The organism is Pseudomonas sp. Cab53, from assembly GCF_018325965.1.
Taxonomy (GTDB): Bacteria; Pseudomonadota; Gammaproteobacteria; order Pseudomonadales; family Pseudomonadaceae; genus Aquipseudomonas; species Aquipseudomonas chlororaphis_E.
On the sequence record NZ_AP021902.1, the window covers coordinates 1,445,196 to 1,471,204 of the forward strand.

23 protein-coding genes and 1 pseudogene are annotated in these 26,009 nt (G+C 62.0%); 16 read left to right on the forward strand and 8 right to left on the reverse strand.

What is annotated here, in order from left to right; genetic code table 11:
• Positions 1 to 220: 220 nt before the first annotated feature.
• From KI241_RS06315 to ccoM, 3 genes are all read left to right on the forward strand, one after another.
• A complete protein-coding gene (locus KI241_RS06315) occupies positions 221 to 562 on the forward strand; it encodes a hypothetical protein (protein ID WP_042731790.1) in 342 nt (113 codons plus the stop codon).
• A 92-nt stretch (positions 563 to 654) separates the two neighbouring features.
• Positions 655 to 816 carry a hypothetical protein gene (locus KI241_RS06320; RefSeq protein ID WP_172679726.1) on the forward strand — a complete coding sequence of 54 codons (162 nt, stop codon included), beginning with the start codon at positions 655 to 657 and terminating at the stop codon, positions 814 to 816.
• A gap of 144 nt (positions 817 to 960) precedes the next feature.
• A complete protein-coding gene (ccoM, locus tag KI241_RS27955; protein ID WP_025212288.1) occupies positions 961 to 1,077 on the forward strand; it encodes a cytochrome c oxidase subunit CcoM in 117 nt (38 codons plus the stop codon).
• Between the two features lie 166 nt (positions 1,078 to 1,243).
• Here ccoM and KI241_RS06325 read toward each other — a convergent pair whose 3' ends face one another.
• Complete coding sequence (locus KI241_RS06325; RefSeq protein ID WP_042731789.1) at positions 1,244 to 2,719, reverse strand: inorganic phosphate transporter; 1,476 nt, start codon at positions 2,717 to 2,719, stop codon at positions 1,244 to 1,246.
• 350 nt (positions 2,720 to 3,069) lie between these two features.
• Complete coding sequence (locus KI241_RS06330) at positions 3,070 to 3,285, reverse strand: hypothetical protein (RefSeq protein WP_042731788.1); 216 nt, start codon at positions 3,283 to 3,285, stop codon at positions 3,070 to 3,072.
• A gap of 709 nt (positions 3,286 to 3,994) precedes the next feature.
• On the opposite strand from KI241_RS06330, the gene pcaR reads away from it, so the two are divergent.
• The 11 genes and pseudogenes from pcaR to pcaC all read left to right on the forward strand — a co-directional run bounded on the left by pcaR (position 3,995) and on the right by pcaC (position 14,881).
• Complete coding sequence (gene pcaR / locus KI241_RS06335) at positions 3,995 to 4,837, forward strand: pca regulon transcriptional regulator PcaR (RefSeq protein WP_042731787.1); 843 nt, start codon at positions 3,995 to 3,997, stop codon at positions 4,835 to 4,837.
• Between the two features lie 147 nt (positions 4,838 to 4,984).
• Positions 4,985 to 6,331: an MFS transporter gene (locus KI241_RS06340; RefSeq protein WP_047738473.1), complete on the forward strand. Its 1,347-nt coding sequence runs from the start codon at positions 4,985 to 4,987 to the stop codon at positions 6,329 to 6,331.
• A 300-nt stretch (positions 6,332 to 6,631) separates the two neighbouring features.
• Positions 6,632 to 7,491 (forward strand): annotated as a pseudogene (locus KI241_RS06345) (CoA transferase subunit A).
• Positions 7,488 to 8,267 carry a CoA-transferase subunit beta gene (locus tag KI241_RS06350; protein ID WP_047738476.1) on the forward strand — a complete coding sequence of 260 codons (780 nt, stop codon included), beginning with the start codon at positions 7,488 to 7,490 and terminating at the stop codon, positions 8,265 to 8,267. Before KI241_RS06345 ends, KI241_RS06350 begins: the two are co-directional and overlap by 4 nt.
• Entirely contained in the window at positions 8,264 to 9,469 is a 1,206-nt protein-coding gene (pcaF, locus tag KI241_RS06355) for a 3-oxoadipyl-CoA thiolase (protein WP_199925100.1), read from the forward strand. The genes KI241_RS06350 and pcaF overlap by 4 nt, the downstream gene beginning before the upstream one ends.
• Before the next feature lie 37 nt (positions 9,470 to 9,506).
• The gene (gene pcaH, locus KI241_RS06360) at positions 9,507 to 10,211 is read left to right on the forward strand and encodes a protocatechuate 3,4-dioxygenase subunit beta (protein ID WP_053147391.1); all 705 of its coding nucleotides are present in this window, start codon (positions 9,507 to 9,509) and stop codon (positions 10,209 to 10,211) included.
• 1 nt (position 10,212) lies between these two features.
• Complete coding sequence (gene pcaG, locus KI241_RS06365) at positions 10,213 to 10,779, forward strand: protocatechuate 3,4-dioxygenase subunit alpha (protein WP_123579536.1); 567 nt, start codon at positions 10,213 to 10,215, stop codon at positions 10,777 to 10,779.
• A 176-nt stretch (positions 10,780 to 10,955) separates the two neighbouring features.
• Positions 10,956 to 12,251 carry an MFS family transporter gene (locus tag KI241_RS06370; protein WP_212803473.1) on the forward strand — a complete coding sequence of 432 codons (1,296 nt, stop codon included), beginning with the start codon at positions 10,956 to 10,958 and terminating at the stop codon, positions 12,249 to 12,251.
• 58 nt (positions 12,252 to 12,309) lie between these two features.
• Positions 12,310 to 13,674, forward strand: a complete 1,365-nt coding sequence (locus tag KI241_RS06375) for a 3-carboxy-cis,cis-muconate cycloisomerase (protein ID WP_212803474.1) — start codon at positions 12,310 to 12,312, stop codon at positions 13,672 to 13,674.
• Between the two features lie 12 nt (positions 13,675 to 13,686).
• A complete protein-coding gene (gene pcaD / locus KI241_RS06380) occupies positions 13,687 to 14,478 on the forward strand; it encodes a 3-oxoadipate enol-lactonase (RefSeq protein ID WP_042732685.1) in 792 nt (263 codons plus the stop codon).
• A 10-nt stretch (positions 14,479 to 14,488) separates the two neighbouring features.
• Entirely contained in the window at positions 14,489 to 14,881 is a 393-nt protein-coding gene (gene pcaC / locus KI241_RS06385) for a 4-carboxymuconolactone decarboxylase (protein WP_042732684.1), read from the forward strand.
• A 341-nt stretch (positions 14,882 to 15,222) separates the two neighbouring features.
• On the opposite strand, the gene KI241_RS06390 is transcribed toward pcaC, so the two are convergent.
• Positions 15,223 to 16,476: an OprD family porin gene (locus tag KI241_RS06390; protein ID WP_212803475.1), complete on the reverse strand. Its 1,254-nt coding sequence runs from the start codon at positions 16,474 to 16,476 to the stop codon at positions 15,223 to 15,225.
• Between the two features lie 976 nt (positions 16,477 to 17,452).
• Between KI241_RS06390 and KI241_RS06395 the strand changes: the two genes are divergently transcribed.
• On the forward strand, positions 17,453 to 17,806 hold the full coding sequence (locus KI241_RS06395; RefSeq protein WP_047738485.1) for a DUF6124 family protein: 354 nt from the start codon (positions 17,453 to 17,455) through the stop codon (positions 17,804 to 17,806).
• 62 nt (positions 17,807 to 17,868) lie between these two features.
• Here the strand turns inward: KI241_RS06395 and KI241_RS27960 are convergent, their stop codons facing one another.
• From KI241_RS27960 to KI241_RS06410, 4 genes are all read right to left on the reverse strand, one after another.
• Entirely contained in the window at positions 17,869 to 18,003 is a 135-nt protein-coding gene (locus KI241_RS27960; RefSeq protein ID WP_280529462.1) for a hypothetical protein, read from the reverse strand.
• Between the two features lie 295 nt (positions 18,004 to 18,298).
• Positions 18,299 to 19,756, reverse strand: a complete 1,458-nt coding sequence (adeC, locus tag KI241_RS06400; protein ID WP_042730862.1) for an AdeC/AdeK/OprM family multidrug efflux complex outer membrane factor — start codon at positions 19,754 to 19,756, stop codon at positions 18,299 to 18,301.
• Positions 19,753 to 22,917 (reverse strand): efflux RND transporter permease subunit EmhB, encoded by a 3,165-nt coding sequence (gene emhB / locus KI241_RS06405; RefSeq protein WP_042730863.1) that lies wholly within the window; start codon positions 22,915 to 22,917, stop codon positions 19,753 to 19,755. Before emhB ends, adeC begins: the two co-directional genes overlap by 4 nt.
• Positions 22,918 to 22,920: 3 nt before the next feature.
• The gene (locus tag KI241_RS06410) at positions 22,921 to 24,078 is read right to left on the reverse strand and encodes an efflux RND transporter periplasmic adaptor subunit (RefSeq protein ID WP_042730864.1); all 1,158 of its coding nucleotides are present in this window, start codon (positions 24,076 to 24,078) and stop codon (positions 22,921 to 22,923) included.
• Positions 24,079 to 24,339: 261 nt separating this feature from the next.
• Between KI241_RS06410 and KI241_RS06415 the strand changes: the two genes are divergently transcribed.
• Positions 24,340 to 24,972 (forward strand): TetR family transcriptional regulator, encoded by a 633-nt coding sequence (locus KI241_RS06415; protein WP_042730865.1) that lies wholly within the window; start codon positions 24,340 to 24,342, stop codon positions 24,970 to 24,972.
• Positions 24,973 to 25,187: 215 nt separating this feature from the next.
• On the opposite strand, the gene KI241_RS06420 is transcribed toward KI241_RS06415, so the two are convergent.
• Complete coding sequence (locus KI241_RS06420) at positions 25,188 to 25,703, reverse strand: hypothetical protein (RefSeq protein WP_042730866.1); 516 nt, start codon at positions 25,701 to 25,703, stop codon at positions 25,188 to 25,190.
• Positions 25,704 to 26,009 lie beyond the last annotated feature (306 nt).

Genomic DNA, 26,009 nt, shown 5'->3' on the forward strand with positions numbered 1-26,009 from the left:
TTATCTTAACGGAATGATCCTTCAGACCAAAGGATTTACGTACACGGCCCCTCGACAGCAAGGCGATTGGTCACCCGACGGGTAGGGAACTTAAGCGCGCTCAACGATCAAACAGGCTCGGCCCCGGCTTTTTGTTGCAATGCCAACTGGGTCACAAGTTTCGGACCGGCGGTTCAAGCTGCGACGTCCGCCGCCGACAACCTGAAGACAGGAGACCTTTATGTTGCTACCTACGCTCCCTTTGAGCACCGTGCCCGTCACCGCGCAGCAGGATCCGGTTCGTCCACGACCGGACATACCGCCCGTGGTCCCGGTGCAGCAGAGCTCCAGCGAGAGCACCATCGACCTGCAAAAGCGCGATCCGGAAGAGGGGGCGCTGCTGCTGCGCGAGGAGCAACGTCGCCAGCAGGAACGCGACCGCCGTCGCCGCGAAGCCGACGAAGACCCCGAGGAACACCTGGCCGTACCGGGCACCGAGCTCAACGCCGATAACACCGTGCCCGTGGTGCCGCTGATGGAAGAAGAATCGCGCCAGGGCCTGTGGGTCGATATCCAGATCTGACCCAGCCATTGGCCGACGTACGCAGGCTGGTCAACGCCGCCAACAGCCCGCATCATGGGCGCATCCGACTTTCACTGCGATGCCGACACGCCATGAGCCAAGACGCCAAACTGATCGACCTCAGCGCTGAGCGCGCCAAGCGCGTTCATGACCTCAACGACAAGCGCCTCAACGAAGTCCGCCAGGCTTTCGAGCAAGCGATGCCTTTGGCCAAGCCGAAGAAAAAGCCGAAAAACAAACCGAAAAAGCGCTGAACCCCCTCGATCCATTGATGCAGATCAGTTATTTCCCCACCTTTTCGCCCCGTTGCGGGCGTTATTGACCCCGGTCAATTTCCATCCAGGCCTGATTGGTTAACTTGAACCCATCGCAACAGGGACGAGACCAGGAGGCCAGTCATGTTTTTCGATAATGTGGTGTTTGCCGGTGTGTTGACGGTCGGCCTCATGTTCGTGTTCTTCGCAGGGTTTGGATTATTCATCTGGAAAGACGCCCACAAGCGCAAGAAACCATAGGTCTTTCCGGTTACAACGAGCACGCAAGGCATTTTGGGCGACTTCGGTCGCCCTTTTTTTTGCGCAAAATTCCCGCCCCATGCACCCGCTTTCACAGGGGATAATGTTTTGGGCAAAAAAAAGGTGCGACCCGCGAGGGTCGCACCTTTTTTTCAAGCCGCTGGAATCAGCTGCCCAAGGCTTTCGACGCCAGCCAGAACAACCCGGCCGACAGTGCCACCGTCGCAGGCAGGGTCAGCACCCAGGCCAGGAGGATGTTGCGCACCGTGCCACCTTGCAGGCCGCTCTTGTTGGCGACCATGGTGCCGGCCACGCCCGAGGACAGCACGTGGGTGGTGGAAACCGGCAGGCTGAAGATGTTCGCCATGCCGATCATGCACGCGGCGGTGATCTGTGCCGACATGCCCTGGGCGTAGGTCATGCCTTGCTTGCCGATCTTCTCGCCGATGGTCAGTACCACGCGCTTCCAGCCGACCATGGTACCCAGGCCCAACGCCAGGGCTACCGCCAGGATCACCCAGAACGGGGCGTATTCGGTGGTGGTCGTAAGGTCCTTGCGCAGCTTGTTCAGGTCGTCTTTCTCACGTGCCGCCAGGTTAGGCAACTTGCCCACCTTCTTCGCCGTGTCGTCCAGGCAGAGCAGGTAGCGACGTACTTCAATGCGGCTTTCCGACGGCAGCGAATGGTAGTCCGACACGCCTTTGAGGGTGTCGAGCAGCGCGTTGATGGTCGGTTCGGTCTGCTGCGGGTTGCAGCGGAATTTCTCCGGCAGGTCGCCTTCCACGCTCTTGCCCAGGGCCAGGAATTCGCCCAGCGACTCACTGTTGCGCGTGTAGAACTGGCTCAGGTGCAAGGTCGCGTCGCGGGTCCGTTCGATCTGGTAGGTGGTGCTGCCCAGGTCGAGGACGAATTGCGCGGGCACGATGCCGATCAGTACCAGCATGATCAGGCCGATGCCTTTCTGGCCATCGTTGGAGCCGTGGACGAAGCTGACGGCCATGGCCGAGATCACCAGCACCAGGCGGTTCCAGAACGGCGGGTGCTTCTTGTCGTCGATCTTGCGGCGCTGTTCCGGCGTCTTGTGCATCTTCGACAGCGGGCGCCACCATTTCAGGCCGATCAGCACCAGGGCGGCTATCAGGAAGCCGGCCATGGGTGAGAACACCAGGGACGCGGCGATATCGATCGCCTTCTGCCAGTTCACGCCGTCGGCCAGCGGGATATCGTTGATCAGCGCGTTGGCCAGGCCCACGCCGAGGATCGAGCCGATCAGGGTGTGGGAGCTGGAAGCCGGGATACCGAAGTACCAGGTGCCCAGGTTCCAGGTGATGGCCGCCGCGAGCAGCGAGAACACCATGGCCAACCCGTGGCCGGTGTTCACGTTGATCAGCAGTTCCACGGGCAGCAAGTGGACGATGGCGTACGCCACCCCCACGCCGCCCAGCAACACACCGAGAAAATTGAACACCCCGGAAAAGAACACCGCCAGGTGCGGCGGCATCGCTTTGGTGTAGATAACAGTGGCAACCGCGTTAGCGGTGTCATGAAAGCCGTTGATGAACTCGAAGGCGAGGACAAAAGCCAGGGCGAGCAAGAGGCTCACAAGCACCCAAGCATCCAGTCCGCTGAATAAATCGATCATGAAGGTTTTCTGACCCGGTCGTAAGGGGGCGCGATTATGCCAGAAAACCTCGGTAATCGATGCACTGCCTGCTCATCGGTAACATTCTTCAACGAAATAATTTGTAGGAAACCCTCCGGGACGAAGGGCCCGATGGGGCGCTCAACCCTTTGATTTCGGGGCGCAAAGCGCAGCAGCAGGGGTGACCGGAGTGGTGAAACTCACCCCCAGCGGCTGTATGAAATTTCTGAAAGAAGGTCGGCCTCAACCGCTCACGACCGGCGGTCGCGAGGCGCTGGCAGCCTGCTCGTGGCGGGCGTGCGGTATCAGCCTGCAGCCTGGGTGTGGGCCGCTATCCTTCGACAAACCCCTCAGACGTCGGGCATCAAATGCTCTTCGGCCTTGAGTTCCTTTTCCATCTTTTGAAGTTCCTGGGTAAAAGCCTGGTCTTGAACGGTGGCGCGTTTACGCCAGGGTTTGCGTTCCGGTTCAGGTTGCGCGGCGTAGGTGGTGATTTCTCCGCCGTAAACTTCCTTGTAACGTTGTTCCTGGCGCTCAAGTTCCGCGCGCAGTTCGTCTTTCGTCACAGTTGTACCTAATTAATTGAAATTTATTCTGGTGATACGCACTGCATGTCGTCATGCAGACGGCCACGGCACCAGAGCTGACAGCTGACGTAGCATCAGGGGTTCGTGTTGTTGCCGTTACGGGGAAGCGGCCATCAGGCGCCTCGGGCACCGCAGCTTGGCTACAGTGCCGGCGGACGATAGCGGTTGAAAGCCGTACCGTCACTGAAGCGCATTATAGCGGTCCCGTCGAATAACACTACCGGCAAAAGTTAAAGAGGTCTGTTCTAAGCTATGTACGAAATAGCTTGAAACTTGGTTATGCGGCGTTAAAAACCGGCTCGGAATGCTCATTGACAACCAGTCAAGTCGAGCGCGACCCCGGTCGTTCCTCGCCGGTTTTTGCCTTGCCTAACCTGCGTTTCAAACTATTTCGTACACAGCCTAGTGTGAATCAATATTTGTAGAGGCAACTTAAACACCGCGGGTTTTCCACAGTCGTCGATATCCTGACGCTGGCGGGTTCGACAAGTTCAATAACCCCCCTGCCTGGAGAACGGCCCGCGTTGTTTGCCAAGTTTGTATTGGATCCGAAATGAAAGTACCGATCGACGACCGCGCATTGCGATTATCGATCGTCGGTTCGATAATCGCACGTTGTTGGCGGCCGGCGCTTGCCGGCCCGTTGAGCCGCTGCTTGTAATAGCCCTCCACCCGGGAAGGATCAGACATGAACGACCAATTGCGCAACGCCTTCACTTCAGTCGCGCCACCGATCGTGGCCTCTGCGGCCAAGCGGATCCAGGCCCTGACCGGTGACCCGGACTTCATGACCTCCCTGGCCCGTGGGCTGGCCGTGGTGCAGGCCTTCCAGGAGCGCAAGCGGCATCTGACCATCGCTCAGATCAGCCACCGTACGGAAATTCCCCGGGCGGCCGTCCGCCGCTGCCTGCATACCTTGATCAAGCTTGGCTACGCCACCACGGACGGGCGCACCTATTCACTGCTGCCCAAAGTGCTCACCCTCGGGCACGCCTACTTGTCCTCGACGCCCCTGGCGGTTTCCGCGCAGCCGTACCTGGACCGCATGAGCGAGCAACTGCATGAAGCCTGCAACATGGCCACCCTCGAGGGCGACGACATCCTCTACATCGCCCGGTCGGCCACCACTCAGCGATTGATCTCGGTGGACCTGTCGGTCGGCGGGCGGCTGCCGGCCTATTGCACGTCCATGGGCCGGATTCTGCTGGCGGCGCTGGACGATGCGTCGCTGCGCGATTACCTCGATCATGCCGACCTGCAAGCCAAGACCAGCCGCACCCTGCACACCCCCCAGGCCCTGCTCGAATGCCTGCAACAGGTGCGGCAACAGGGCTGGTGCATCGTCGACCAGGAATTGGAGCAGGGCCTGCGCTCGATTGCCGTGCCGGTGTACGACGCTTCCGGCCAGGTGGTGGCGGCGTTGAACGTCAGCACCCATGCCGGGCGCGTCAGCCGTAACGAGCTGGAGCAGCGGTTCCTGCCCGGCCTGTTGGGGGCCAGTCGCGACCTGAGCGCGCAGTTGTTCACCTAAGTGTTCGATAAACGCACACAGTCGCTTGCGGTGAATTGACGGTGTTTGTCCGGCCTCATTAATGTCGCGCCAGCGTCATCCGGCGTGCTGGAGCCTCTCGGCCCGGCCATGGGTGGGCGACTCGACACAATAATAATGAGAGACACGATGAACCAACCCCAGACCTCCGTAGGCCACTGCCTCGACGTGCAGTCCTTCATCAATGCCCAGCCCATCTCGCGCTACCAGTGGCGGGTAGTGATCCTCTGTTTCCTGATTGTTTTCCTCGACGGACTCGACACGGCAGCCATGGGCTTCATTGCCCCGGCCCTGTCCCAGGATTGGGGGATCGACCGCGCCAGCCTGGGCCCGGTGATGAGTGCCGCGCTGATCGGCATGGTTTTCGGCGCACTCGGTTCCGGGCCCTTGGCTGACCGCTTCGGGCGCAAAGTGGTCCTGGTGGGCGCGGTCCTGCTGTTTGGCGCGTTCAGCCTGGCTTCGGCCTACAGCACCAACGTCGACCAACTGCTGGTGCTGCGCTTCCTCACCGGCCTGGGATTGGGGGCCGGGATGCCCAACGCCACCACCTTGCTGTCCGAATACACCCCCGAACGCAAGAAATCGCTGTTAGTGACCAGCATGTTCTGCGGCTTCAACCTGGGCATGGCCGGCGGCGGGTTCATTTCCGCCAAGCTGATCCCGGCGTTCGGCTGGCACAGCCTGTTGCTGATCGGCGGGATCCTGCCGTTGCTGCTGACGGTCGTGCTGGTGTTCTGGCTGCCGGAGTCGGCGCGTTACCTAGTGGTGCGCAACCGCGGCACCGATAAAGTGCGCAAGACCCTGGCACCCATCGACCCGCACACGGTTGCCCAGGCCGCGAGCTTCAGTGTGCCGGAACAGAAAACCGTGAAGGCGCGCAACGTGCTGGCGGTGATTTTTTCCGGGACCTACAGCGCCGGCACGCTGCTGCTGTGGCTGACCTATTTCATGGGGCTGGTGATCGTCTACCTGCTGACCAGTTGGCTGCCGACACTGATGCGCGACAGCGGCGCGAGCATGGAGCAGGCCGCGTTCATCGGCGCGTTGTTCCAGTTTGGCGGGGTGTTGAGCGCGGTGGGCGTGGGCTGGGCGATGGACCGGTTCAACCCGCACAAGGTCATCGGCCTGTTCTACCTGATGGCCGGGGTGTTTGCCTACGCGGTAGGGCAGAGCCTGGGCCACATCACATTGCTCGCGACGCTGGTGCTGGTGGCCGGCATGTGCGTCAACGGCGCGCAATCGGCGATGCCGTCCCTGGCGGCGCGTTTCTATCCGACCCAAGGCCGCGCCACCGGGGTGTCGTGGATGCTCGGCATCGGTCGCTTCGGCGCGATCCTCGGAGCCTGGATGGGGGCGACCTTGCTGGGCCTGGGCTGGAACTTCGAACAGGTGCTGACCGCCCTGGTCATTCCCGCCGCACTGGCCACCACGGCGGTGGTGATCAAGGGGTTGGTCAGCCATGCGGATGCGACTTGAGCGGCTGACACAAATTCCCTTGGGATAAATCCCATCCCCTGTGGGAGCGAGCTCGCGATTGCGGTGTGTCAGTCTCCGAGTCTGGGGCTGACGGAACGTCATCGCGAGCAAGCTCGCTCCCACAGAATGCGTGGCACAGGAACCAATCGTTAGCCAAACAACAATCTGTTCGATAAGCGAACACTCAGTCGATTATCGGATTGTTTGGCGTTTTGCCGCGGCTTACTCTTGGGTCACTCCGGCGCTGAACCTCGCGCCTTTTTCTTCATGTCGGTCTACTGGAATACGGGAGCCTGCACCATGGCTGAAATCCTTTCGCTGCACGATGCGGTGAAGCAGTTCGTCAACGACGGCGATACCGTCGCGCTCGAAGGCTTCACTCACCTGATCCCGACCGCAGCGGGTCACGAAATCATTCGTCAGGGCAAGAAAGACCTGACCCTGGTGCGGATGACCCCTGACCTGATCTACGACCAGTTGATCGGTGCCGGTTGTGCGCGCAAGTTGATTTTCTCCTGGGGCGGCAACCCGGGCGTGGGCTCGCTGCACCGGCTGCGCGATGCGGTGGAGAAGCAGTGGCCGCAACCGTTGGAGATCGAGGAACACAGCCACGCCGACCTGGCCAATGCCTACGTCGCCGGTGCCTCCGGCCTACCGTTCGCGGTCCTGCGGGCCTACGCGGGTTCCGACCTGCCCAAGGTCAACCCGCTGATCAAGAGCGTCACGTGTCCGTTTACCGGGGAGGTGCTGGCCGCCGTGCCGTCGGTGCGCCCGGACATCACCGTGATCCACGCCCAGAAAGCCGACCGCAAGGGCAACGTGTTGTTGTGGGCATCCTCGGCGTGCAGAAGGAAGCGGCCCTGGCTGCCAAGCGTTGCATCGTCACCGTGGAAGAAATCGTCGACGACCTGAACGCGCCGATGAACGCCTGCGTGCTGCCCACCTGGGCCCTCAGTGCGGTATGCCTCGTACCGGGCGGCGCGCATCCTTCCTACGCCCATGGCTACACCGAACGTGACAACCGTTTCTATCAGGCGTGGGACCCCATCGCCCGCGACCGTGAGACGTTTACCGCCTGGATCGACGAATTCATCCGTGGCACCCAGGATTTCACTGAATTCCAGGCCCGACTGGCTGCCGCTTCGGAGGCGAAACAATGACGTACTCCACCAACGAAATGATGACCGTGGCCGCGGCCCGTCGCTTGAAGAACAACGCCGTGTGCTTTGTCGGCATCGGCCTGCCGTCGAAAGCGGCCAATCTGGCGCGGCTGACGTCGGCACCGGATGTAGTGTTGATCTACGAGTCCGGCCCGATCGGTGCCAAGCCTGGCGTGCTGCCGCTGTCCATTGGCGACGGCGAGCTGGCGGAAACCGCCGACACTGTGGTGCCGACCGGTGAGATCTTTCGCTACTGGTTGCAGGGCGGGCGTATCGACGTCGGCTTCCTGGGCGCTGCCCAGGTCGACCGTTTCGGTAACATCAACACCACGGTGGTGGGGGATTACCACCAGCCCAAAGTCCGTCTGCCAGGTGCCGGTGGCGCACCGGAAATTGCCGGCTCGGCCAAGAGCGTGTTGATTATCCTCAAGCAGTCGGCGCGTTCGTTCGTCGACAAGCTGGACTTCGTCACCTCGGTCGGCCACGGTGAGGGCGGTGATTCACGCAAGCGCCTGGGCCTGCCGGGTGCGGGCCCCGTGGGCATCATTACCGACCTGTGCATCATGGAACCGGAAGCCGGCAGCCATGAGTTCGTGGTCACGGCCTTGCACCCTGGCGTCACCCGTGAGCAGGTCATTGCCGCGACCGGGTGGGCAATCCGCTTCGCCGACCAGGTGCACACCACCGCCGAGCCGACCGACGTGGAGCTGCGCGCCCTGCGCGATCTTGAAGCTCGCACGGCGGCGGCCCACGGCCAGGCACCGGGAGAAGCCTGATGCGCGACGTCTATCTCTGTGATGCGATTCGTACCCCCATCGGCCGCTTCGGCGGTGGCCTGGCAGCCGTGCGCGCCGATGACCTGGCGGCCGTGCCGATCAAGGCACTGATGGCGCGCAACCCGTCGGTGGACTGGGAGGCGGTGGACGAGGTCTTCCTCGGCTGCGCCAACCAGGCCGGCGAGGACAACCGCAACGTCGCGCGCATGGCGCTGTTGCTGGCAGGCCTGCCGGAGAGCATTCCCGGCGTAACCCTCAACCGCCTTTGCGCCTCGGGCATGGACGCCATCGGCACAGCGTTCCGCGCCATTGCCAGCGGCGAGATGGAGCTGGCGATCGCCGGCGGGGTGGAGTCGATGTCTCGCGCTCCTTTCGTGATGGGCAAGGCTGACGCGGCGTTCTCCCGCAACATGAAGCTGGAAGACACCACCATCGGTTGGCGCTTCATCAACCCGTTGATGAAAGCCCAGTACGGCGTGGACGCGATGCCGCAGACCGCAGACAACGTGGCCGATGACTACGCGGTGTCCCGCGAAGACCAGGATGCCTTCGCCCTGCGCAGTCAACAGCGCACGGCGGCGGCCCAAGCGGCGGGCTTTTTTGCCGAAGAGATCGTGCCGGTACGGATCGCCCACAAGAAGGGCGAAACCGTGGTCGAGCAGGATGAACACCCGCGCGCCGACACCACGCTTGACGCCTTGGCCAGACTCAAGCCGGTCAACGGCCCGGACAAGACCGTCACCGCCGGCAATGCCTCTGGGGTGAACGACGGTGCGGCGGCGCTGATCCTGGCGTCCGCCGACGCGGTGAAAAAACATGGCCTGACCCCGCGCGCCAAGGTCCTGGGCATGGCCAGCGCCGGCGTGGCACCGCGGGTCATGGGCATCGGTCCGGTGCCGGCGGTGCGCAAGCTCACCGAGCGCCTGGGCCTGGCGGTCGCCGACTTCGATGTAATCGAACTCAATGAGGCCTTCGCCAGCCAGGGCCTGGCGGTGCTGCGCGAGTTGGGGCTGGCGGACGATGCGCCTCAGGTCAACCCGAATGGCGGCGCCATCGCGCTCGGTCATCCGTTGGGCATGAGCGGGGCGCGGCTGGTGCTGACGGCATTGCACCACTTGGAAAAGACCGGCGGCAAGAAAGGCCTGGCGACCATGTGTGTCGGCGTCGGCCAGGGCCTGGCATTGGCTATCGAACGCGTCTGACGCGTCGCACTACTAATAAGAAACCGAGGAATGCTTCATGACTGACAAGCCTGGTTATCGTCGCCCTCAAGCGGGCACCCAGCCGCAATACCTGCACCCGCCGTACCAGTCCACCAACCTGCGCTCGCCGTCCAAGCCGCTGGTGTTCCTGCCTCATTCGCTGTCGGAAATCACCGGCCCGACCGTCGGCGCCGACCGCGTGCAGGAGAAGGACAACGACCTCACCGCCCAGCATGCCGGCGAGCCGCTGGGGGAGCGGATCATCATTCACGGGCGGGTGCTGGATGAGCACGGCCAGCCGGTGCCGGGCATCCTGGTGGAGATCTGGCAGGCCAACGCCGCCGGTCGCTATCACCATGACCGCGACAAGCACGATGCGCCGCTGGACCCGAACTTCACCGGCACCGGTCGCGCCATCACCGACGCCGACGGCTGGTACCAGTTCCAGACCATCAAGCCCGGCGCGTATCCCTGGGGTAACCACCACAACGCCTGGCGCCCGGCCCATATCCATTTCTCGCTGTTCGGGCCCAGCATCCTCACGCGTCTGGTGACGCAGATGTATTTCCCCGGCGACCCGCTGCTGGCCTACGATCCAATCTACAACTGCGTGCCGGACACCCGCGCCAAGGAACGTCTGATCGCCAGCTTCGACCTGGAAAAAACCATCCCTCACTACGCCCTCGGTTATCGCTGGGACATCGTCTTGCGCGGCCGCGATGCCACGCCGATGGAGAAATAAGATGACGCTCACTGCCACCACATCCCATACCGTCGGCCCTTACTACCACATCGGCCTGACCTGGCTGAACCGCGAAGACTTGACCGTCGCCGAAACCCTCGGCCAGCGCGTGGCGATCACCGGGCAGGTGATCGACGGCAATGGCGAGTTCGTCAACGACGCCATGCTGGAAGTCTGGCAAGCCAACGCCGCCGGCAAATATGCCCACCCGGAAGACGATCAGGACAGGCCTCTGGACCCCAGCTTCGAAGGCTTCGGCCGGGTGCCGGTGGACGCTGAGGGGCGCTTTCGCTTCACCACCATCAAGCCGGGCACCGTACCGGGGCTGGGGGGCACGACCCAGGCGCCGCACCTGGTGGTGCTGGTGTTTGCCCGCGGCCTGGTCAAGCACCTGCTGACGCGCATCTACTTCGACGGCGAGCAGGCCAACGAAACCGATCCGCTGCTGGCTTGCGTACCCGAAGAGCGTCGCGCCACCCTCGTGACCAAGCCCGATGCGTCGGGGGTGTACCAATGGAATGTGGTGTTGCAGGGGACGGATGCCGAGACGGTGTTTTTCGATTATTGAGTTCACTGGAGACATCGCGAGCAAGCTCGCTCCCACAGGTGATCTGCATATTGTGTGGGAGCGAGCTTGCTCGCGATGGCGACGGTACAGGCGCTGCTGCTTGAAAGTCTGTTTGTGGAACGGGACTGTTACGAAGTGTGTCTAGACTTTGTCAGTCCCTAACGAGTGAATAACCCATGACCACCCCAACCAGCCACTACACCGGCGAAGAACGCAGCAAGCGCATTTTCGCTATTGTCGGCGCTTCGTCCGGCAACCTGGTCGAATGGTTCGACTTCTACGTCTACGCGTTCTGCGCGATCTATTTCGCGTCGGCGTTCTTTCCCTCGGACAACCCCACGGTGCAACTGGTCAACACGGCCGGGGTCTTCGCCGCCGGGTTCCTGATGCGACCCATTGGCGGCTGGATATTCGGCCGAGTGGCGGACCGTCATGGGCGTAAGAACTCGATGATGATCTCGGTGCTGATGATGTGCTTCGGCTCGTTGCTCATCGCCTGCTTGCCCACCTACAAGGACATCGGCGTCTGGGCGCCGGTGCTGCTGTTGTTCGCACGCTTGCTGCAGGGTCTGTCGGTGGGGGGCGAGTACGGCACCACGGCCACCTACATGAGCGAAGTCGCCCTCAAGGGCCAGCGTGGCTTCTTCGCTTCGTTCCAGTACGTGACGCTGATCGGCGGGCAACTGCTGGCAGTGTCGCTGGTGGTGATCCTGCAGCAGTTCCTCAGTGAAGAAGAATTGCGTGCCTATGGCTGGCGGATCCCGTTCGTGGTCGGCGCCTTGGCCGCGCTGATTTCGCTGTTCCTGCGGCGTTCCCTCAAGGAAACCAGCAGCAAGGAAATGCGCGAGAACAAGGACGCCGGCAGCATCGCCGCGCTGTTTCGCAGCCACAAGGCCGCGTTCATCACCGTGCTGGGCTACACCGCCGGCGGCTCGTTGATTTTCTACACCTTCACCACCTACATGCAGAAGTACCTGGTGAACACCGCCGGCCTGCCGGCCAAGACCGCCAGCTACATCATGACCGGTGCGCTGTTCCTGTACATGTGCATGCAGCCGCTGTTCGGCATCCTGGCTGACAAGATCGGCCGACGTAATTCCATGCTCTGGTTCGGCGCCCTGGGGGCGTTGTGCACAGTGCCGATCCTGTTGACCCTCAAGAGCATCAGCAGTCCGTTCCTGGCGTTTATCCTGATTACCCTGGCCCTGGCGATCGTCAGCTTCTACACCTCCATCAGCGGCCTGGTGAAAGCCGAAATGTTTCCACCCGAGGTGCGCGCCCTGGGCGTAGGGTTGGCCTATGCGGTGGCGAATGCGATTTTTGGTGGTTCGGCCGAGTACGTGGCCTTGAGCCTGAAGGCCCAGGGCATGGAAAACGCCTTTTACTGGTATGTCACGGTCATGATGGTGGTGGCGTTCCTGTTCAGCCTGCGCCTGCCCAAGCAACCGACGTATTTGCATCACGACCTTTGACTCATCCCTATTGATCCAACCGCGCCGGCCTCAAGGTCGGCGCACCCAAGGACTGTCTATGAGCGAACGACCGGGCAATCAGCTGTTCGATGCCTATTTCACCGCCCGCGACATGCGCGAGGTGTTCTGCGATGCGGGCCGGGTCCAGGCCATGCTCGACGTCGAGGCGGCACTGGCCCGGGCCGAGGCGCGGGTGGGGGTGATTCCCGCCAGTGCGGTGGCGCCGATCGAGCAGGCCTGTCGCGCCCAGTGCTATGACTTTTCGGCGCTGGGTGAGGCCATTACCAGTGCTGGCAACTCGGCCATCCCGTTGGTCAAGGCGTTGGGCAAGCGCATCGCCGCCACCGACGCCGAGGCTGAGCGCTATGTGCACCTGGGCGCCACCAGCCAGGACGTGATGGACAGCGGGCTGGTGCTGCAACTGCGCCAGGCGCTGGCGTTGATCGAAGACGAACTGGCGCAGTTGGCCGACATCCTGGCCCGCCAAGCCGAGCACTACGCCGCCACGCCGCTGGCCGGTCGTACTTGGCTGCAGCATGCAACGCCGGTGACCCTGGGCATGAAAATCGCCGGTTGGCTGGGGGCGGTCACCCGCAGCCGCCAACGGTTGAAAGAGCTGAAGCCGCGCTTGCTGGTGCTGCAATTCGGCGGCGCCTCGGGGACTCTTGCTGCGCTCGGCGAGCAAGCGTTGCCCGTCGCCCAGGCCCTGGCCGCCGAGCTGCAACTGAGCCTGCCGGAGCAACCGTGGCACACCCAGCGCGATCGCCTGGTGGAGTTCGCCGCGGTGCTCGGGCTGATCGCCGGCAGCCTTGGCAAGCTGGGCCGCGACATCAGCCTGCTGATGCAAACCGAGGCTGGCGAGGCCTTCGAGCCATCGGCACCCGGCAAGGGCGGTTCATCGACCATGCCCCACAAACGCAACCCGGTGGGCGCGGCCGTGTTGATCAGTGCGGCGACGCGGGTACCTGGCCTGGTCTCGACGCTGTTCAGCGCCATGCCCCAGGAACATGAGCGCAGCCTCGGTCTGTGGCACGCCGAATGGGAAACCTTGCCGGAGATCTGCTGCCTGGTGTCCGGCGCCCTGCAACAGGCTCGGTTGCTGGCCGAGGGGCTGGAAGTGGACGCGGCGCGCATGGCCCGCAACCTCGAACTGACCCAGGGCCTGGTGCTGGCCGAAGCAGTGAGCATCGTCCTGGCCCAGCGGGTCGGGCGCGACACTGCCCATCATCTGCTGGAGCAATGCTGCAAGCGCGCCGTCGCCCAACAGCGGCATCTGCGCGAGGTGCTGGGGGACGAACCCCAGGTCACCGCGCAGTTGTCCGCCGCCGAACTCGATCATTTGCTCAACCCCGCCCACTACCTCGGCCAGGCCCGCACCTGGGTTGCCCGAGCGGTGGCCGAACACCATGCCTTGATGGCCTGAAAGGAGACTGTTGTGGGATTCGTCAAACTCGCCGACGGCGAACTGAATTACCGTTTCGACGGGCGGCAAGACGCCCCGGTGCTGGTGCTCTCCAACTCCCTGGGCACTGATTTGCACATGTGGGACGACCAAGTGGCGGCGTTCGGCGAACATTTTCGCGTGCTGCGTTTCGACACCCGGGGTCACGGTCAGTCGTTGGTCACCGAAGGCCCCTACAGCATCGAGCAGCTAGGCCGCGACGTGCTGGCGATGCTCGATGCGCTGGACCTCGACCAGGTGCATTTCTGCGGATTGTCCATGGGCGGGTTGATCGGCCAGTGGCTGGGGATCAACGCGGGTGAGCGCCTGCGCAAGCTGGTGGTGTGCAACACCGCCGCCAAGATCGGCGATCCGTCGGTGTGGAATCCGCGAATCGAAACCGTGCTGCGTGACGGCAAGGCGGCAATGGTGGCGTTGCGTGACGCCTCGATCGCCCGCTGGTTCACCCCGGACTTCGCCGAGGCTTATCCAGAGAAAGCCAGAAAAATCACCGACATGCTCGCCGCCACCTCGCCCCAGGGCTACGCCGCCAACTGTGCGGCGGTGCGTGATGCGGATTTTCGCGAGCAGTTGTCGTCGATCCGCGTGCCGCTGCTGGTAATCGCCGGCACCGAGGATGCAGTCACGCCGCCGTCGGGCGGGCACTTTATCCAGGAGCGGGTCAGTGGCGCGCAATACGCCGAGTTCCGTGCCGCACACCTTTCCAATGTCCAGGCCGGTGCCGCATTCAGCGCTCGGGTGCTGGATTTCCTGCTCGGGGCCTGAGGAGTTTTCTGTGGACGAGAAACAACGTTACGACGAAGGCATGCAGGTACGCCGCGCGGTGCTGGGCGATGCCCACGTCGACCGCAGCCTCAATGCCCTGAGTGAATTCAACAGCGAATTCCAGGAGATGATTACTCGCCACGCCTGGGGCGACATCTGGACCCGCCCGGGTCTGCCGCGCCACACCCGCAGCCTGATTACCATTGCCATGCTGATCGGCATGAACCGCAACGAAGAGCTCAAGTTGCACCTGCGCGCCGCGGCCAACAACGGCGTGAGCCGCAGCGAGATCAAGGAAGTGATCATGCAGAGCGCCATCTACTGCGGCATCCCGGCGGCCAACGCCACCTTCCACCTGGCCGAGTCGGTGTGGGACGAGCTGGGCGTCGAGTCACGGGAGTAGATTCACCGCAACCCCTGTGGGCGTGGGCTTGCTCGCGAAAGCGTTGGGTCAGCTTGCATCGATGTTGAATGTGACGATGCCTTCGCGAGCAAGCTCGCTCCCACACTGATCTTCAGCGGCCACAGGGATTTGCGTACAGCACAAATCCCTGTGGGAGCGGGCTTGCTCGCGAAAGCGGTGGGGCAGCTTGCATCGATGTTGAATGTGACGATGCCTTCGCGAGCAAGCTCGCTCCCACACTGATCTTCAGCGGCCACAGGGATTTGCGTACAGCACAAACCCCCTGTGGGAGCGGGCTTGCCCGCGAAAGCGGTGGTACAGCCTCCATCCATGTTTGGCTTTTACAGCAGGCTGATCGGGTAGCTGATGAAAATGCGGTTCTCATCGAACTCATTGGTGCTGAAATCCCGCCGCATCGTCGAGTTGCGCCATTTCACGTTGAGGCTTTTCAGCGCGCCGCTCTGCACGGTGTAGGCCAGTTCGGTTTCGCGGCCCCATTCCTTGCCATCGTCGACGGTGGCGGTGTGCACATTGTCGCCGCTGATGTAGCGGTTCATCAGGGTCAGGCCCGGCACGCCGACGGCGGCGAAGTTGAAGTCGTGGCGCAGTTGCCAGGATTTTTCCTTGGCATTGTCATAACTGGAGTTGTAGCTGTCGTTGGCCAGGGTGCCGCCGCTGGTGCCGTTGACGCGCATCCACGCGTCATCGCCGCCGACTTTCTGCAGGCCGACGTAAAAGGTGTTGCCGCCGTACTTGGCCGAGAGCATGGCGAACGCGGTTTTGTTGTCCAGGTCACCGGCCAGCGCGCTGCCGTCTTCCTTGCCGATGAAGTAGCCGAGGTTGGCGCCCAGGGTCCAATCGCCGATGGGCTGGCTGTGGGTCAGGTTGAAATACTGCTGCTGGTAGATGTCGGACAGCTCGGCGTACCAGACGCCGACCTGGGTGCGTTTTTCGTTGAAGGCATACTCGCCGCCGCCGAAGTTGAAACGGTCGGAGGTGAAGGCGCCCCGGCCGTTCATCGACATGTCTTCCATGCTCGCGTCGTTGCGCGGGCTGTTGCCGCGGAACTGACCCCCGTAGAGGCTCAGGCCATTGATTACGGTGGAGGTCACCTGGCCGCCACGGAAGGTCTGGGGCAGGGAACGGCCGTCGTCGGAGCGCAGGATCGGCAGCACCGGCATCCATTCGCCGACCTTCAATTCGGTCTTCGACACCTTGGCCTTCAGGGCCACGCCCAGACGACCGAAATCATCGGCCGGACGACCGTCGTCATGCACCGGTAGCAACTGCGTACCCGCCGTACCGCGACCGCCGTCGAGCTTGACCGAGTACAGGCCCAGCACGTCCACGCCGAATCCCACCACGCCCTGGGTGAAACCGGACTTGGCGTCGAGGATGAAGTTTTGGGTCCATTCCTCGGCTTTGCCCTGGGCGTTGTTCGGGTTGGTGAAGTTGCGGTTGAAATAGGCGTTGCGCAGGGTCAGCGTGGCCTTGGCATCGTCGATAAACCCTGGTTCTGCCGCCAGGACGGGCAGGGCGACGCTGGTCAGGGCGATGGCAATGAGGCTGGGGAACAAATGCTGTGTGGGCTTCATGGGGCGTTGTCTCTTATTTTTTCTGGACGAAGCGGATCGTTGCCGCACTTTTTTTAGGTGCAAGCGGTAAGGGGGTAGCCAGGGTTATTAGGGCGATTGGGGATCAGCCGGGCGAGGCGGGGCGCAGGGGCATGGCGTCGAACCTGTTGTTATTGGTTTTGTGGCAGCGATGGTGAAGGTCTGGGCTGGATCGATTCAATTACCGGTGGCGGGTTTTGGGCGATTATCGAACGGCAAAACCAATCGATAGACGCCATTCCTGTGGGAGCGAGCTTGCTCGCGATGGCTGTGTCATAGTCGACCTGGATTTCGGGTACATATCCATTTTTGCGGTAACGGCTGCTTAGGGTTCCGCCCTTACGGCGGGTCACTTTTGGCAAACGCCCGGAATGCCGGCCCAGCCAAAAGTAACCAAAAGGTCTGTGCCCCACCACTGGGCACCTCGCCGAGGCGAGGTGTTCCCTCACTCCGGCATTGCTCCGTGGGGCCCGCCGCGAAGGGCCATCCATGGCCCTGCGCGGCTAACCCGGCATCCATGCCGGGTTGCCCACTACGCAATGCCTGCGTTCGGCCCTTGTGGTTAATGGGGCGCTCAAGATCAAAAGCCAAAGCCAAAGCCAAAGCCAAAGCCATCGCCAGCAGGTTCCTCCCACAGAATTCGGGGGCGGTCTGACAGACGCGGGGATTTTTCCGACGAGGTTTTAAGGTTGCCCTTCGGAAGCTGTATCTCTAGCTTGTTCGTGTCGCTGCACATTCAGCGATCGGGACTGCAAGCCCGCCGAATTTGTTAGGCGCCTAGCCGCGCCCCTATAATCCATGGCGCTTTTTGGTGCCATCGTTTTATGGTGGCTGTGTGCGGGAGACCTTCGGGTCTGCCGAGGTTGCCTAACGACTCGGTCTTGCAGACCCGCATACAGCTGCCTCCTATCATCTGCAAGTGATGCTGGCAGCTCTCATTTTCGTTAGGAGCACCATCATGATCAAAGAAACACCCAATCCCCCTGTGCCTGGTTCCACCTTCCCCTACAACGACCCCGATCCGAACAAGCTCCAAGAGGCGGCAGATCGAGCACTCGATTTCCATCTGGGCACCCACGCTGATCCCAAGCCCAAAACCTCAACTCAAGTTTTCACCGTCGTCGATACCCTCGACACCGAGTGCCTACTGGCGAATCTCAGCGAAACCCTGGCCTCGGCCAATGCCATGGTCAATGACCTGGCGTTCGATCTGGAAGGCTCGCGGCGGCATGTCGCATTGGGCGTGGCGCAGATGATTGAATTGAGTGAGCTGTTGGCTAATCGTGCCTTGGATATCGTCGACCCGCGTTAGCCAGGTGGTGTTTATCCCCAAGCTGGGCTGTGGGAGCAAAGCTCGCTCGCGATGGCAGTACGTCAGTTAATCACCGTGCTTTGGCTTTGGCGGCTTTGGCTTTTGATCTTCAATGCCCCATTAACCACGCTGGCCGAACGCAGGCATTGCGCAGTGGGCACCTCGGCATGGATGCCGAGGTAGCCGCGCTGGGCCATGGATGGCCCTTCGCGGCGGGCCCACGGAGCAATGCCGGAGTGAGGGAACACCTCGCCTTAGGCGAGGTGCCGAGTGGTGGGGCTGAGACCTTTTGGTTACTTTTGGGGCGTTTGCCAAAAGTAACCCGCCGTAAGGGCGGAACCGCCAGCAGCCGTTACCGCAGCAATGGATATGTACTCTATCCAAACCCTAAACCGCCTTCGCGAGCAAGCCCGCTCCCACACACCCCTGTAGAAACCCAAACAAAAAGCCCACCTTTCGGTGGGCTTCGTGTTTCAGCGTTCAAACATCAAGTCAGAACAACTTCATCTTCGGCGCTTCTTCCTTCACCGGCTCGTTCTTGCCCGTCTCGGCATTCCAGCCACCACCCAACGCCTTGTACAGATTGACCTCACTGGTCAACTGCGCAAGGCGGTCAGTGATCAGCGATTGTTGCGCGCTGAACAGCTGGCGCTGGGCGTCGAGGAAGGTCAGGTTGCTGTCGACACCAATGCGGTAGCGACGCTCGGCCAGGCGGTAGTAATCCTGGTTGGCGGCGACGAAGTCGGTCTGGGCCTGCAACTGTTCGTTGTAGGTCTGGCGCGCCGCCAGGCCGTCGGAGACTTCCTGAAACGCGGTCTGAATCGACTTCTCGTACTGCGCGACGTTGATGTCTTTCTGGATCTTCGCGTAGTCCAGGCTCGCCCGCAGGCTACCGGCATTGAAGATTGGCAGGTTGATCTGCGGGGCGAAGGTCCAGGTGCCCGAGCCGCCCTTGAACAGGCCGGACAGGTCCGGGCTCAGGGTGCCGGCGTTCGCCGTCAGGCTGATGCTCGGGAAGAACGCGGCCCGTGCGGCGCCGATGTTGGCGTTAGCGGCGAGCAGGTTGCGTTCGGCCTGGAGGATGTCCGGACGACGTTGCAAGAGGTCCGACGGCAAACCGGCCGGCACTTCGCTCAGCAGGTCATCGCTCAGCGGTCGCGAGGCCAGGTTGGCCGGCAGGCCGGTGCCCAGCAGCAGGGTCAGGCTGTTTTCGTCCTGGGCGACCTGGCGGGTGTAGCGCGCCAGTTGCACGCGGGCGTTTTCCACGGCGGTGCGCGCCTGGCTCAGGTCCAGGGCCGAGGCCACGCCGACTTCGGCGCTGCGCGAGGTCAGCTTGAAGCTCTGCTCGTAGGCGCCAAGGGTTTCCTGGGTCAGCTTGAGCAGTTCCTTGTCGGCCTGCCAGGTCAGGTAGGCGTTGGCCACGTTGGCCACCAGGCTGATCTGGGTACTGCGGCGGGCTTCTTCGGTGGCGAAGTAGCTTTGCAACGCTTGTTCGCTCAGGCTGCGAACTCGGCCGAACAGGTCCAGTTCATAGGCGCTGACGCCCAGGGTGGCCGAATACGAACTGCTGATGGACGCTTCACCGGTCTGCGACGCCCGTGCCGGCACCCGCTGGCGGCTGCCCGAGCCGGTGGCCGAGACCGCCGGGAACAGGTCCGCCCGCTGGATGCGGTACTGCGCGGCGTAGGCATCGATGTTCAGCGCCGCGACCCGCAGGTCGCGGTTGTTTTCCAGGGCCACCTGGATCAGTTGCTGCAACGCCGGGTCATGGAAGAACTGCTTCCAGCCTTGCTCGGCGGCGGCCTGGCCGGGGGCATTGGCCGCCTCGTAGGCCGGCCCCTGCGGGTATTGCGACGCGACCGGTGCTTCGGGTCGCTGATAGTCGGGGATCAGCGAGCAACCGCTGAGCACGACGGCAGCGATGGTCAGGGAGAGTAGCGACTTGCTCATTGGCCAGCCTCTTTAGAAGTTTCAGGAGTATCGTCCTGGTCGGCCTGTTTGCGGCGGCCTATCGACGACACGGTCACAAAGAACAACGGCACCCAGAAAATCGCCAGGACGGTGGCGGTCAACATGCCGCCGATCACACCGGTACCGATGGCGTGCTGGCTGCCCGAGCCAGCGCCCGTGGAAATCGCCAGCGGGACCACACCGAGGACGAACGCCAAGGACGTCATGATGATCGGTCGCAGACGCATCCGACAAGCTTCAATGGCGGCATCCATCAAGCTGCGACCCTGTTCGTGGAGTTCCTTGGCGAACTCGACGATCAGGATGGCGTTTTTCGCCGCCAGGCCGATGGTGGTCAGCAGCCCCACCTGGAAGTACACGTCGTTGGACAGGCCGCGCAGGCTGGTCGCCAGCAGGGCACCGATGATCCCCAACGGCACCACGAGCATGACCGCGATCGGAATCGACCAGCTTTCATACAGGGCCGCCAGGCACAGGAACACCATCAGCAGCGACAGGGCGTACAAGGCCGGGGCCTGGGAACCGGACAAGCGTTCCTCGTAGGACAGGCCCGTCCAGGAAATCCCCACGCCGGATGGCAGTTTCTTGGCGATGGCCTCGACTTCGGCCATGGCTTCACCGGTGGAATAACCGGGCGCTGGCGAGCCAAGGATTTCCATCGCTTCAACGCCGTTGTAGCGGGCCAGTTTCGGCGAACCGAAGACCCACTCACCCTTGGCGAAGGCGCTGAACGGCACCATGGTCCCGGCGCTGTTGCGCACATACCACTTCTTCAGGTCCTCGGGGTTCATGCGCGCGCCCGGCTGGCCTTGCACGTACACCTTCTTCACCCGACCACGGTCGATGAAGTCGTTGACGTAGCTACTGCCCAGGGCAATCGACAGGGTGTTGTTGATGTCCGACAGGGTGATGCCCAACGCGCTGGCTTTTTCGTCATCGATTTCCAGTTGGTACTGCGGCTCGTCGTTCAGGCCATTGGGACGTACCTGAGCCAGGACCTTGCTCTGGGACGCCATGCCCAGGAACTGGTTGCGGGCTTCCATCAGTTTCTCGTGACCGATACCGGCGCGGTCCTGCAGGAACACGTCGAAACCGGTGGCGTTACCCAACTCCATCACCGCCGGCGGGGCGAAGGCGAACACCATCGCGTCGCGGAAGGTGAAGAAGTGTTGCTGGGCACGGGCCGAGATCTTGAACACGGTGTTGTCGGCGTTACGTTCTTCCCACGGCTTGAGCATGATGAACGCCAGGCCGGAGCTCTGGCCACGACCGGCGAAGTTGAAGCCGGTCACGGTAAACACCGAGGCCACGCCATCGCCTTCGCCGCCGTCCTTGCCCGGACGCAGCAGGAATTCACGCATGTTGTCCACCACCACCTGGGTTCGCTCGGCGCTGGAACCGGCCGGGGTCTGCACCTGGGCAAACAGCACGCCCTGGTCTTCTTCCGGCAGGAAGGCGGTCGGGATGCGGGTGAACAGCCAGACCATGCCGACCACGATGATCAGGTAGGCCAGCAGGAACGGGGCCTTGTGCCTGAGCATGTTGCCCACGCCGCGCTCGTAGCTCCTGACGCCACGGTCGAACGTGCGGTTGAACCAGCCGAAGAAACCGCGCTTGGGCGTACCGTGCTCACCTTTGGGAATCGCCTTGAGCATGGTGGCGCACAGGGCTGGGGTGAAGATCAGTGCGACCAGCACCGACAGGGCCATGGCCGAGACGATGGTGATGGAGAACTGCTTGTAGATCACACCGGTGGAACCACCGAAGAACGCCATGGGCAGCAATACCGCCGACAGCACCAGGGCGATACCCACCAGGGCACCTTGGATCTGGCCCATGGACTTCTTGGTGGCCTCCTTGGGCGACAGGCCTTCCTCGCTCATCACCCGCTCGACGTTTTCCACCACGACGATGGCGTCGTCCACCAGCAAGCCGATGGCCAGCACCATGCCGAACATGGTCAGGGTGTTGATGCTGAAACCGAACGCCGCGAGGATCCCGAACGTACCGAGCAACACCACCGGCACCGTCATCGTGGTGATGATGGTGGCGCGGAAGTTCTGCAGGAACAGGAACATCACCAGGAACACCAGCACGATCGCTTCGACCAGGGTTTCAACCACGCCCTTGATCGACTCGCTCACCACCGGCGTGGTGTCGTAGGGGAACACCACTTCCATGCCTGGCGGGAAGAACGGCTTGAGGTCATCCACGGTCTTGCGCAGGGCCTTGGCCGTGTCGAGGGCGTTGGCACCGGTGGCCAGGCGCACGGCCAGGCCGGAAGCCGGGGCACCGTTGAACTGGGCGTTGATGCTGTAGTTCTCTCCGCCCAGGCCGACGTCGGCGACGTCGCCGACGCGCACCTGCGAGCCGTCCGGGTTGACCTTGAGCAGGATGTTCTTGAACTGCTCGGCGGTCTGCAGGCGGGTCTTGCCGATGATCGTGGCGTTCAACTGCTGGCCGGGCAGGGCGGGCAGGCCGCCGAGCTGGCCGGACGAGACCTGGACGTTCTGCGCGGCGATCGCCGTGCGCACGTCCACCGGGGTCAGGTTGAAGTTGTTCAGCTTGGCCGGGTCGAGCCAGATCCGCATCGCGTACTGGGCACCGAAGACCTGGAAGTCACCAACACCGGCGGTCCGCGAGATCGGGTCCTGCATGTTCGACACGATGTAGTTGGACAAGTCCTCACGGGTCATGCCGCCGTCGCGCGACACCACGCCGATCACCATCAGGAAGTTGCGCACCGACTTGGTCACGCGGATGCCCTGTTGCTGCACTTCTTGGGGCAGCAGCGGGGTGGCCAGGTTCAGCTTGTTCTGGACCTGGACCTGCGCGGTGTCGGAGTTGGTGCCTTGCTCGAAGGTCGCCGTGATGGTCATGCTGCCGTCGGAGTTACTTTCCGAGGACACATAACGCAGGTTGTCGATACCGTTGAGCTGCTGCTCGATGACCTGCACCACGGTGTCCTGCACGGTCTGCGCGGACGCACCCGGATAGGTAACCTGGATCGCAATGGCCGGCGGGGCGATGCTCGGGTATTGGTTGATCGGCAACTTGAGGATCGACAGGGCCCCGACCAGCATGATCACCAGGGCGATTACCCAGGCGAAAATCGGACGGTCGATAAAGAATTTCGACATGGTTTACTCCCCTTTGCCGCCGGCTGCTTTATCAGCTGCCTGAGCGGGGGCCGGGTTCTTGTTGGCGACGTTGGTGGCTTCGGCGACCTTGACTTCCACCCCTGGCCGTATGAATTGCAGGCCTTCGGTGATCAGGCGATCGCCGGCCTTGAGGCCGTCTTCGATCAGCCACTGGCTGCCGACGGTGCGGGTGGCCTTGAGCTGGCGCAGCTCGACCTTGTTGTCCGGGCCCACCACCAATGCGGTTGGCGTGCCCTTGAGGTCGCGCGTCACGCCTTGTTGCGGGGCGAGGATCGCGGCGCTGTTCACACCGGCCTGCAACTGCGCGTGGACGAACATGCCCGGCAGCAGGGTGTGGTCAGGGTTGGGGAACACGGCGCGCAAGGTCACCGAGCCGGTGGTCTGGTCGACCGACACTTCGGAGAACTCCAGCTTACCCTCGTGTGGATACTGGCTGCCGTCTTCCAGGGTCAGCTTGACCGCGGCGGCGTTGTCGCCGGCCTTCTGCAAGCGGCCGCTTTCCAGCTCGCGGCGCAGTTGCAGCAGTTCCACCGAGCTCTGGGTAACGTCGACATAGATCGGGTCCAGTTGCTGGATGGTCGCCAGCGCGTCGGCCTGGCCGTTGCTCACCAGCGCCCCCTCGGTGACCGAGGAACGGCCGATGCGCCCGGAGATCGGCGCGTAGACCTTGGTGTAGCGCACGTTGATCTGGGCGGTCTGCAGGTTGGCTTCCGACTCCAGGCGATTGGCCACGGCGGTGTCGTATTCCTGGCGGCTGACGGCCTGTTCGTCCACCAATTGCTTGTAGCGGTCGGCGATCGACTTGGTGGAGCGCAGGTTGGCTTCGGCGCTCTTGAGGGTTGCCTCATACACGGCCGGATCGATCTGGTAGAGCTGCTGGCCGGCCTTGACGTCGGCGCCTTCCTTGAACAGGCGCTTGAGAATGATGCCGTTGACCTGCGGGCGAACTTCCGCGACGCGGAAGGCGCTGGTGCGGCCTGGCAGCTCCGATGTCAGGGTGAAGGGTTGGGTCTTGAGGGTTACGACGCCGACCTGAGGGATAGGGGCAGGAGGTGCCGCTTCTTCCTTCTTGCATCCGCTGAGCAGCGATGCCAGGGCGATGGCGGTAACCAGAGCGGTAACAGCTGGCTTGAATTGCATGGAAATCCTCGGGTCCAGGCGCGCAACAGGCGCACTCGAAAGTGGAAGGTTAAAAAGGCAGCGTTATTCAATTAGTAGGATGCTAAGAAATATACTTACGTACATGGTTGTTTGTAAACAGCCAAATTGCGTACCATCCGACTTTACAAAAGCCTGACAAAGGCTGTGTAGGTCGGGGACGCGTTCCAAGGAAACGTGGCCCCTTTTTTATAGTCGATCCTTTAGCACTGCTGATGCGTCCTGATTGAGGTGTTTACTGCCATGGTTCGTCGTACCAAAGAGGAAGCCCTGGAGACTCGCAGCCAGATACTCGAAGCGGCCGAGAAAGCCTTTTTCGAACGCGGCGTCGCCCGCACGACGCTGGCCGATATCGCCACCCTGGCCGGTGTGACACGCGGCGCCATCTATTGGCATTTCAGCAACAAGGCGGACTTGCTCCAGGCGATGCTCGATACGTTGCATGAGCCTCTCGATGACTTGGCCCGGGCCAGTGAGAGTGAGCAAGAGCTTGATCCCCTAGGTTGCGTACGCAAGCTGTTGGTGCGCCTGTTCCAGCAGGTGGCCCTGGATCCGAAGACCCGACGCATTAATGAAATCCTGTTCCATAAGTGTGAATTCACCGATGAGATGTGCGACCTGCGCCAGCAGCGGCGCCAGGTCAGCCTGGACTGCAACGTGCGTATCGCGTTGTCGCTGCGCAACGCGGTGAATCGCGGCCAGTTGCCGGATGACCTGGATCCGGAGAGAGCGGCGGTCGCAATCCACGCTTACATCGACGGCATTCTGTACCAATGGCTGTTGGCGCCCGACAGCTTCGCCCTGGCAGGTGATGCCGAGCGTTGGGTCGAGATTGGGCTGGACATGCTGCGCCTGAGCCCTAGCCTGCGCAAATGAAACAAAATGCGGAATTGCTTCGGTTTGTTTCATCCCAAGTGGTCGAAGCCGCTTTTATAAACTGAATGCCGTCGTGGTTGATAGGCGATCGTGAACAAAATTTGTAGGGGATTTGTTTCAGGATCACCGGTACTGCGCCGGCCCCCAGGCCCGTGACGTCATCATGCCGGGCAATGATGACGTGTCCATGTACAACGCCTGCTCCCTCCGGCCTGTTACCGACCGGGTTCGACGATGAGGCGTACGGTGTAATGGAAGGGCGGCTCGAGCATCTTCCGAGAAACATCAGACCGGCACGTGTATTCGCCATTGCCGGTGTAAGTGGTCCTGCTCTTCCAGTCCGGCTTATAACTGGGTTCCAAGGCGCCCGGAACGATCGAGGCCTTGAATCGCGTCTGCATTTGGCATTCGAAGTTGAAGTTGCTCATTTCATAGTTGAGGACTATTTCAATCGGCTTGATTTTCTTTAATGTCGGTTGCCAGCCTGCACCGGGGTAAGTGTAGTTTCTGATGTGGCCGATACGAAGTTGGTAAGTTGATTGGGGGGCGATCTCATGGGCGCCCGGGGAAAATTCCTCGGCCTGGGGTGGGTCGGTTAACAGGCTGTTCATTTTCAAGGTGCCGCGGGTGTGGTTGGCAATCTCCACGGTCACTTCGGTGTTCGCCAGACTGTGGGTAACCAGCGCGGGGCCCAGCAGTAAGGCAAGTGTGAAGCTTTTCAGCGTATTCATGGTCCTTCATCTCGCATAGGTGTAAGGCTTGCCGGGATGGCCTGCAAGCGGAGTGTGTTGGGTTGGTAGTGATAAGGTTGTTAATAAAGAATTGTCGTCATGTGCAAGTAACCCGTCCGTTGGTTAAATGAGTGATGTGTGCGGGAGGAATTATTAGCGCTGTCCGGCGAGTGAAGCCATGCTTGAAAAGTGTCGTCTTGTTATTTGATGTTGCGGCTCAAGTTGCTTGAATCACACTTGGCGTTTTGCGGGCATGAAAAAGCCCCGGCTCTTTCGAGTCAGGGCTTTTTTTCAATCAAGTGTTTT

Coding starts and splice junctions, on each gene's coding strand:
- KI241_RS06315 (WP_042731790.1), top strand. CDS start 221: ATGTTGCTACCTACGCTCCCTTTGAGCACCGTGCCCGTCACCGCGCAG.
- KI241_RS06320 (WP_172679726.1), top strand. CDS start 655: ATGAGCCAAGACGCCAAACTGATCGACCTCAGCGCTGAGCGCGCCAAG.
- ccoM (WP_025212288.1), top strand. CDS start 961: ATGTTTTTCGATAATGTGGTGTTTGCCGGTGTGTTGACGGTCGGCCTC.
- KI241_RS06325 (WP_042731789.1), bottom strand. CDS start 2,719: ATGATCGATTTATTCAGCGGACTGGATGCTTGGGTGCTTGTGAGCCTC.
- pcaR (WP_042731787.1), top strand. CDS start 3,995: ATGAACGACCAATTGCGCAACGCCTTCACTTCAGTCGCGCCACCGATC.
- KI241_RS06340 (WP_047738473.1), top strand. CDS start 4,985: ATGAACCAACCCCAGACCTCCGTAGGCCACTGCCTCGACGTGCAGTCC.
- KI241_RS06350 (WP_047738476.1), top strand. CDS start 7,488: ATGACGTACTCCACCAACGAAATGATGACCGTGGCCGCGGCCCGTCGC.
- pcaH (WP_053147391.1), top strand. CDS start 9,507: ATGACTGACAAGCCTGGTTATCGTCGCCCTCAAGCGGGCACCCAGCCG.
- pcaG (WP_123579536.1), top strand. CDS start 10,213: ATGACGCTCACTGCCACCACATCCCATACCGTCGGCCCTTACTACCAC.
- KI241_RS06370 (WP_212803473.1), top strand. CDS start 10,956: ATGACCACCCCAACCAGCCACTACACCGGCGAAGAACGCAGCAAGCGC.
- KI241_RS06375 (WP_212803474.1), top strand. CDS start 12,310: ATGAGCGAACGACCGGGCAATCAGCTGTTCGATGCCTATTTCACCGCC.
- KI241_RS06390 (WP_212803475.1), bottom strand. CDS start 16,476: ATGAAGCCCACACAGCATTTGTTCCCCAGCCTCATTGCCATCGCCCTG.
- KI241_RS06395 (WP_047738485.1), top strand. CDS start 17,453: ATGATCAAAGAAACACCCAATCCCCCTGTGCCTGGTTCCACCTTCCCC.
- KI241_RS27960 (WP_280529462.1), bottom strand. CDS start 18,003: ATGGCCCAGCGCGGCTACCTCGGCATCCATGCCGAGGTGCCCACTGCG.
- adeC (WP_042730862.1), bottom strand. CDS start 19,756: ATGAGCAAGTCGCTACTCTCCCTGACCATCGCTGCCGTCGTGCTCAGC.
- emhB (WP_042730863.1), bottom strand. CDS start 22,917: ATGTCGAAATTCTTTATCGACCGTCCGATTTTCGCCTGGGTAATCGCC.
- KI241_RS06410 (WP_042730864.1), bottom strand. CDS start 24,078: ATGCAATTCAAGCCAGCTGTTACCGCTCTGGTTACCGCCATCGCCCTG.
- KI241_RS06415 (WP_042730865.1), top strand. CDS start 24,340: ATGGTTCGTCGTACCAAAGAGGAAGCCCTGGAGACTCGCAGCCAGATA.
- KI241_RS06420 (WP_042730866.1), bottom strand. CDS start 25,703: ATGAATACGCTGAAAAGCTTCACACTTGCCTTACTGCTGGGCCCCGCG.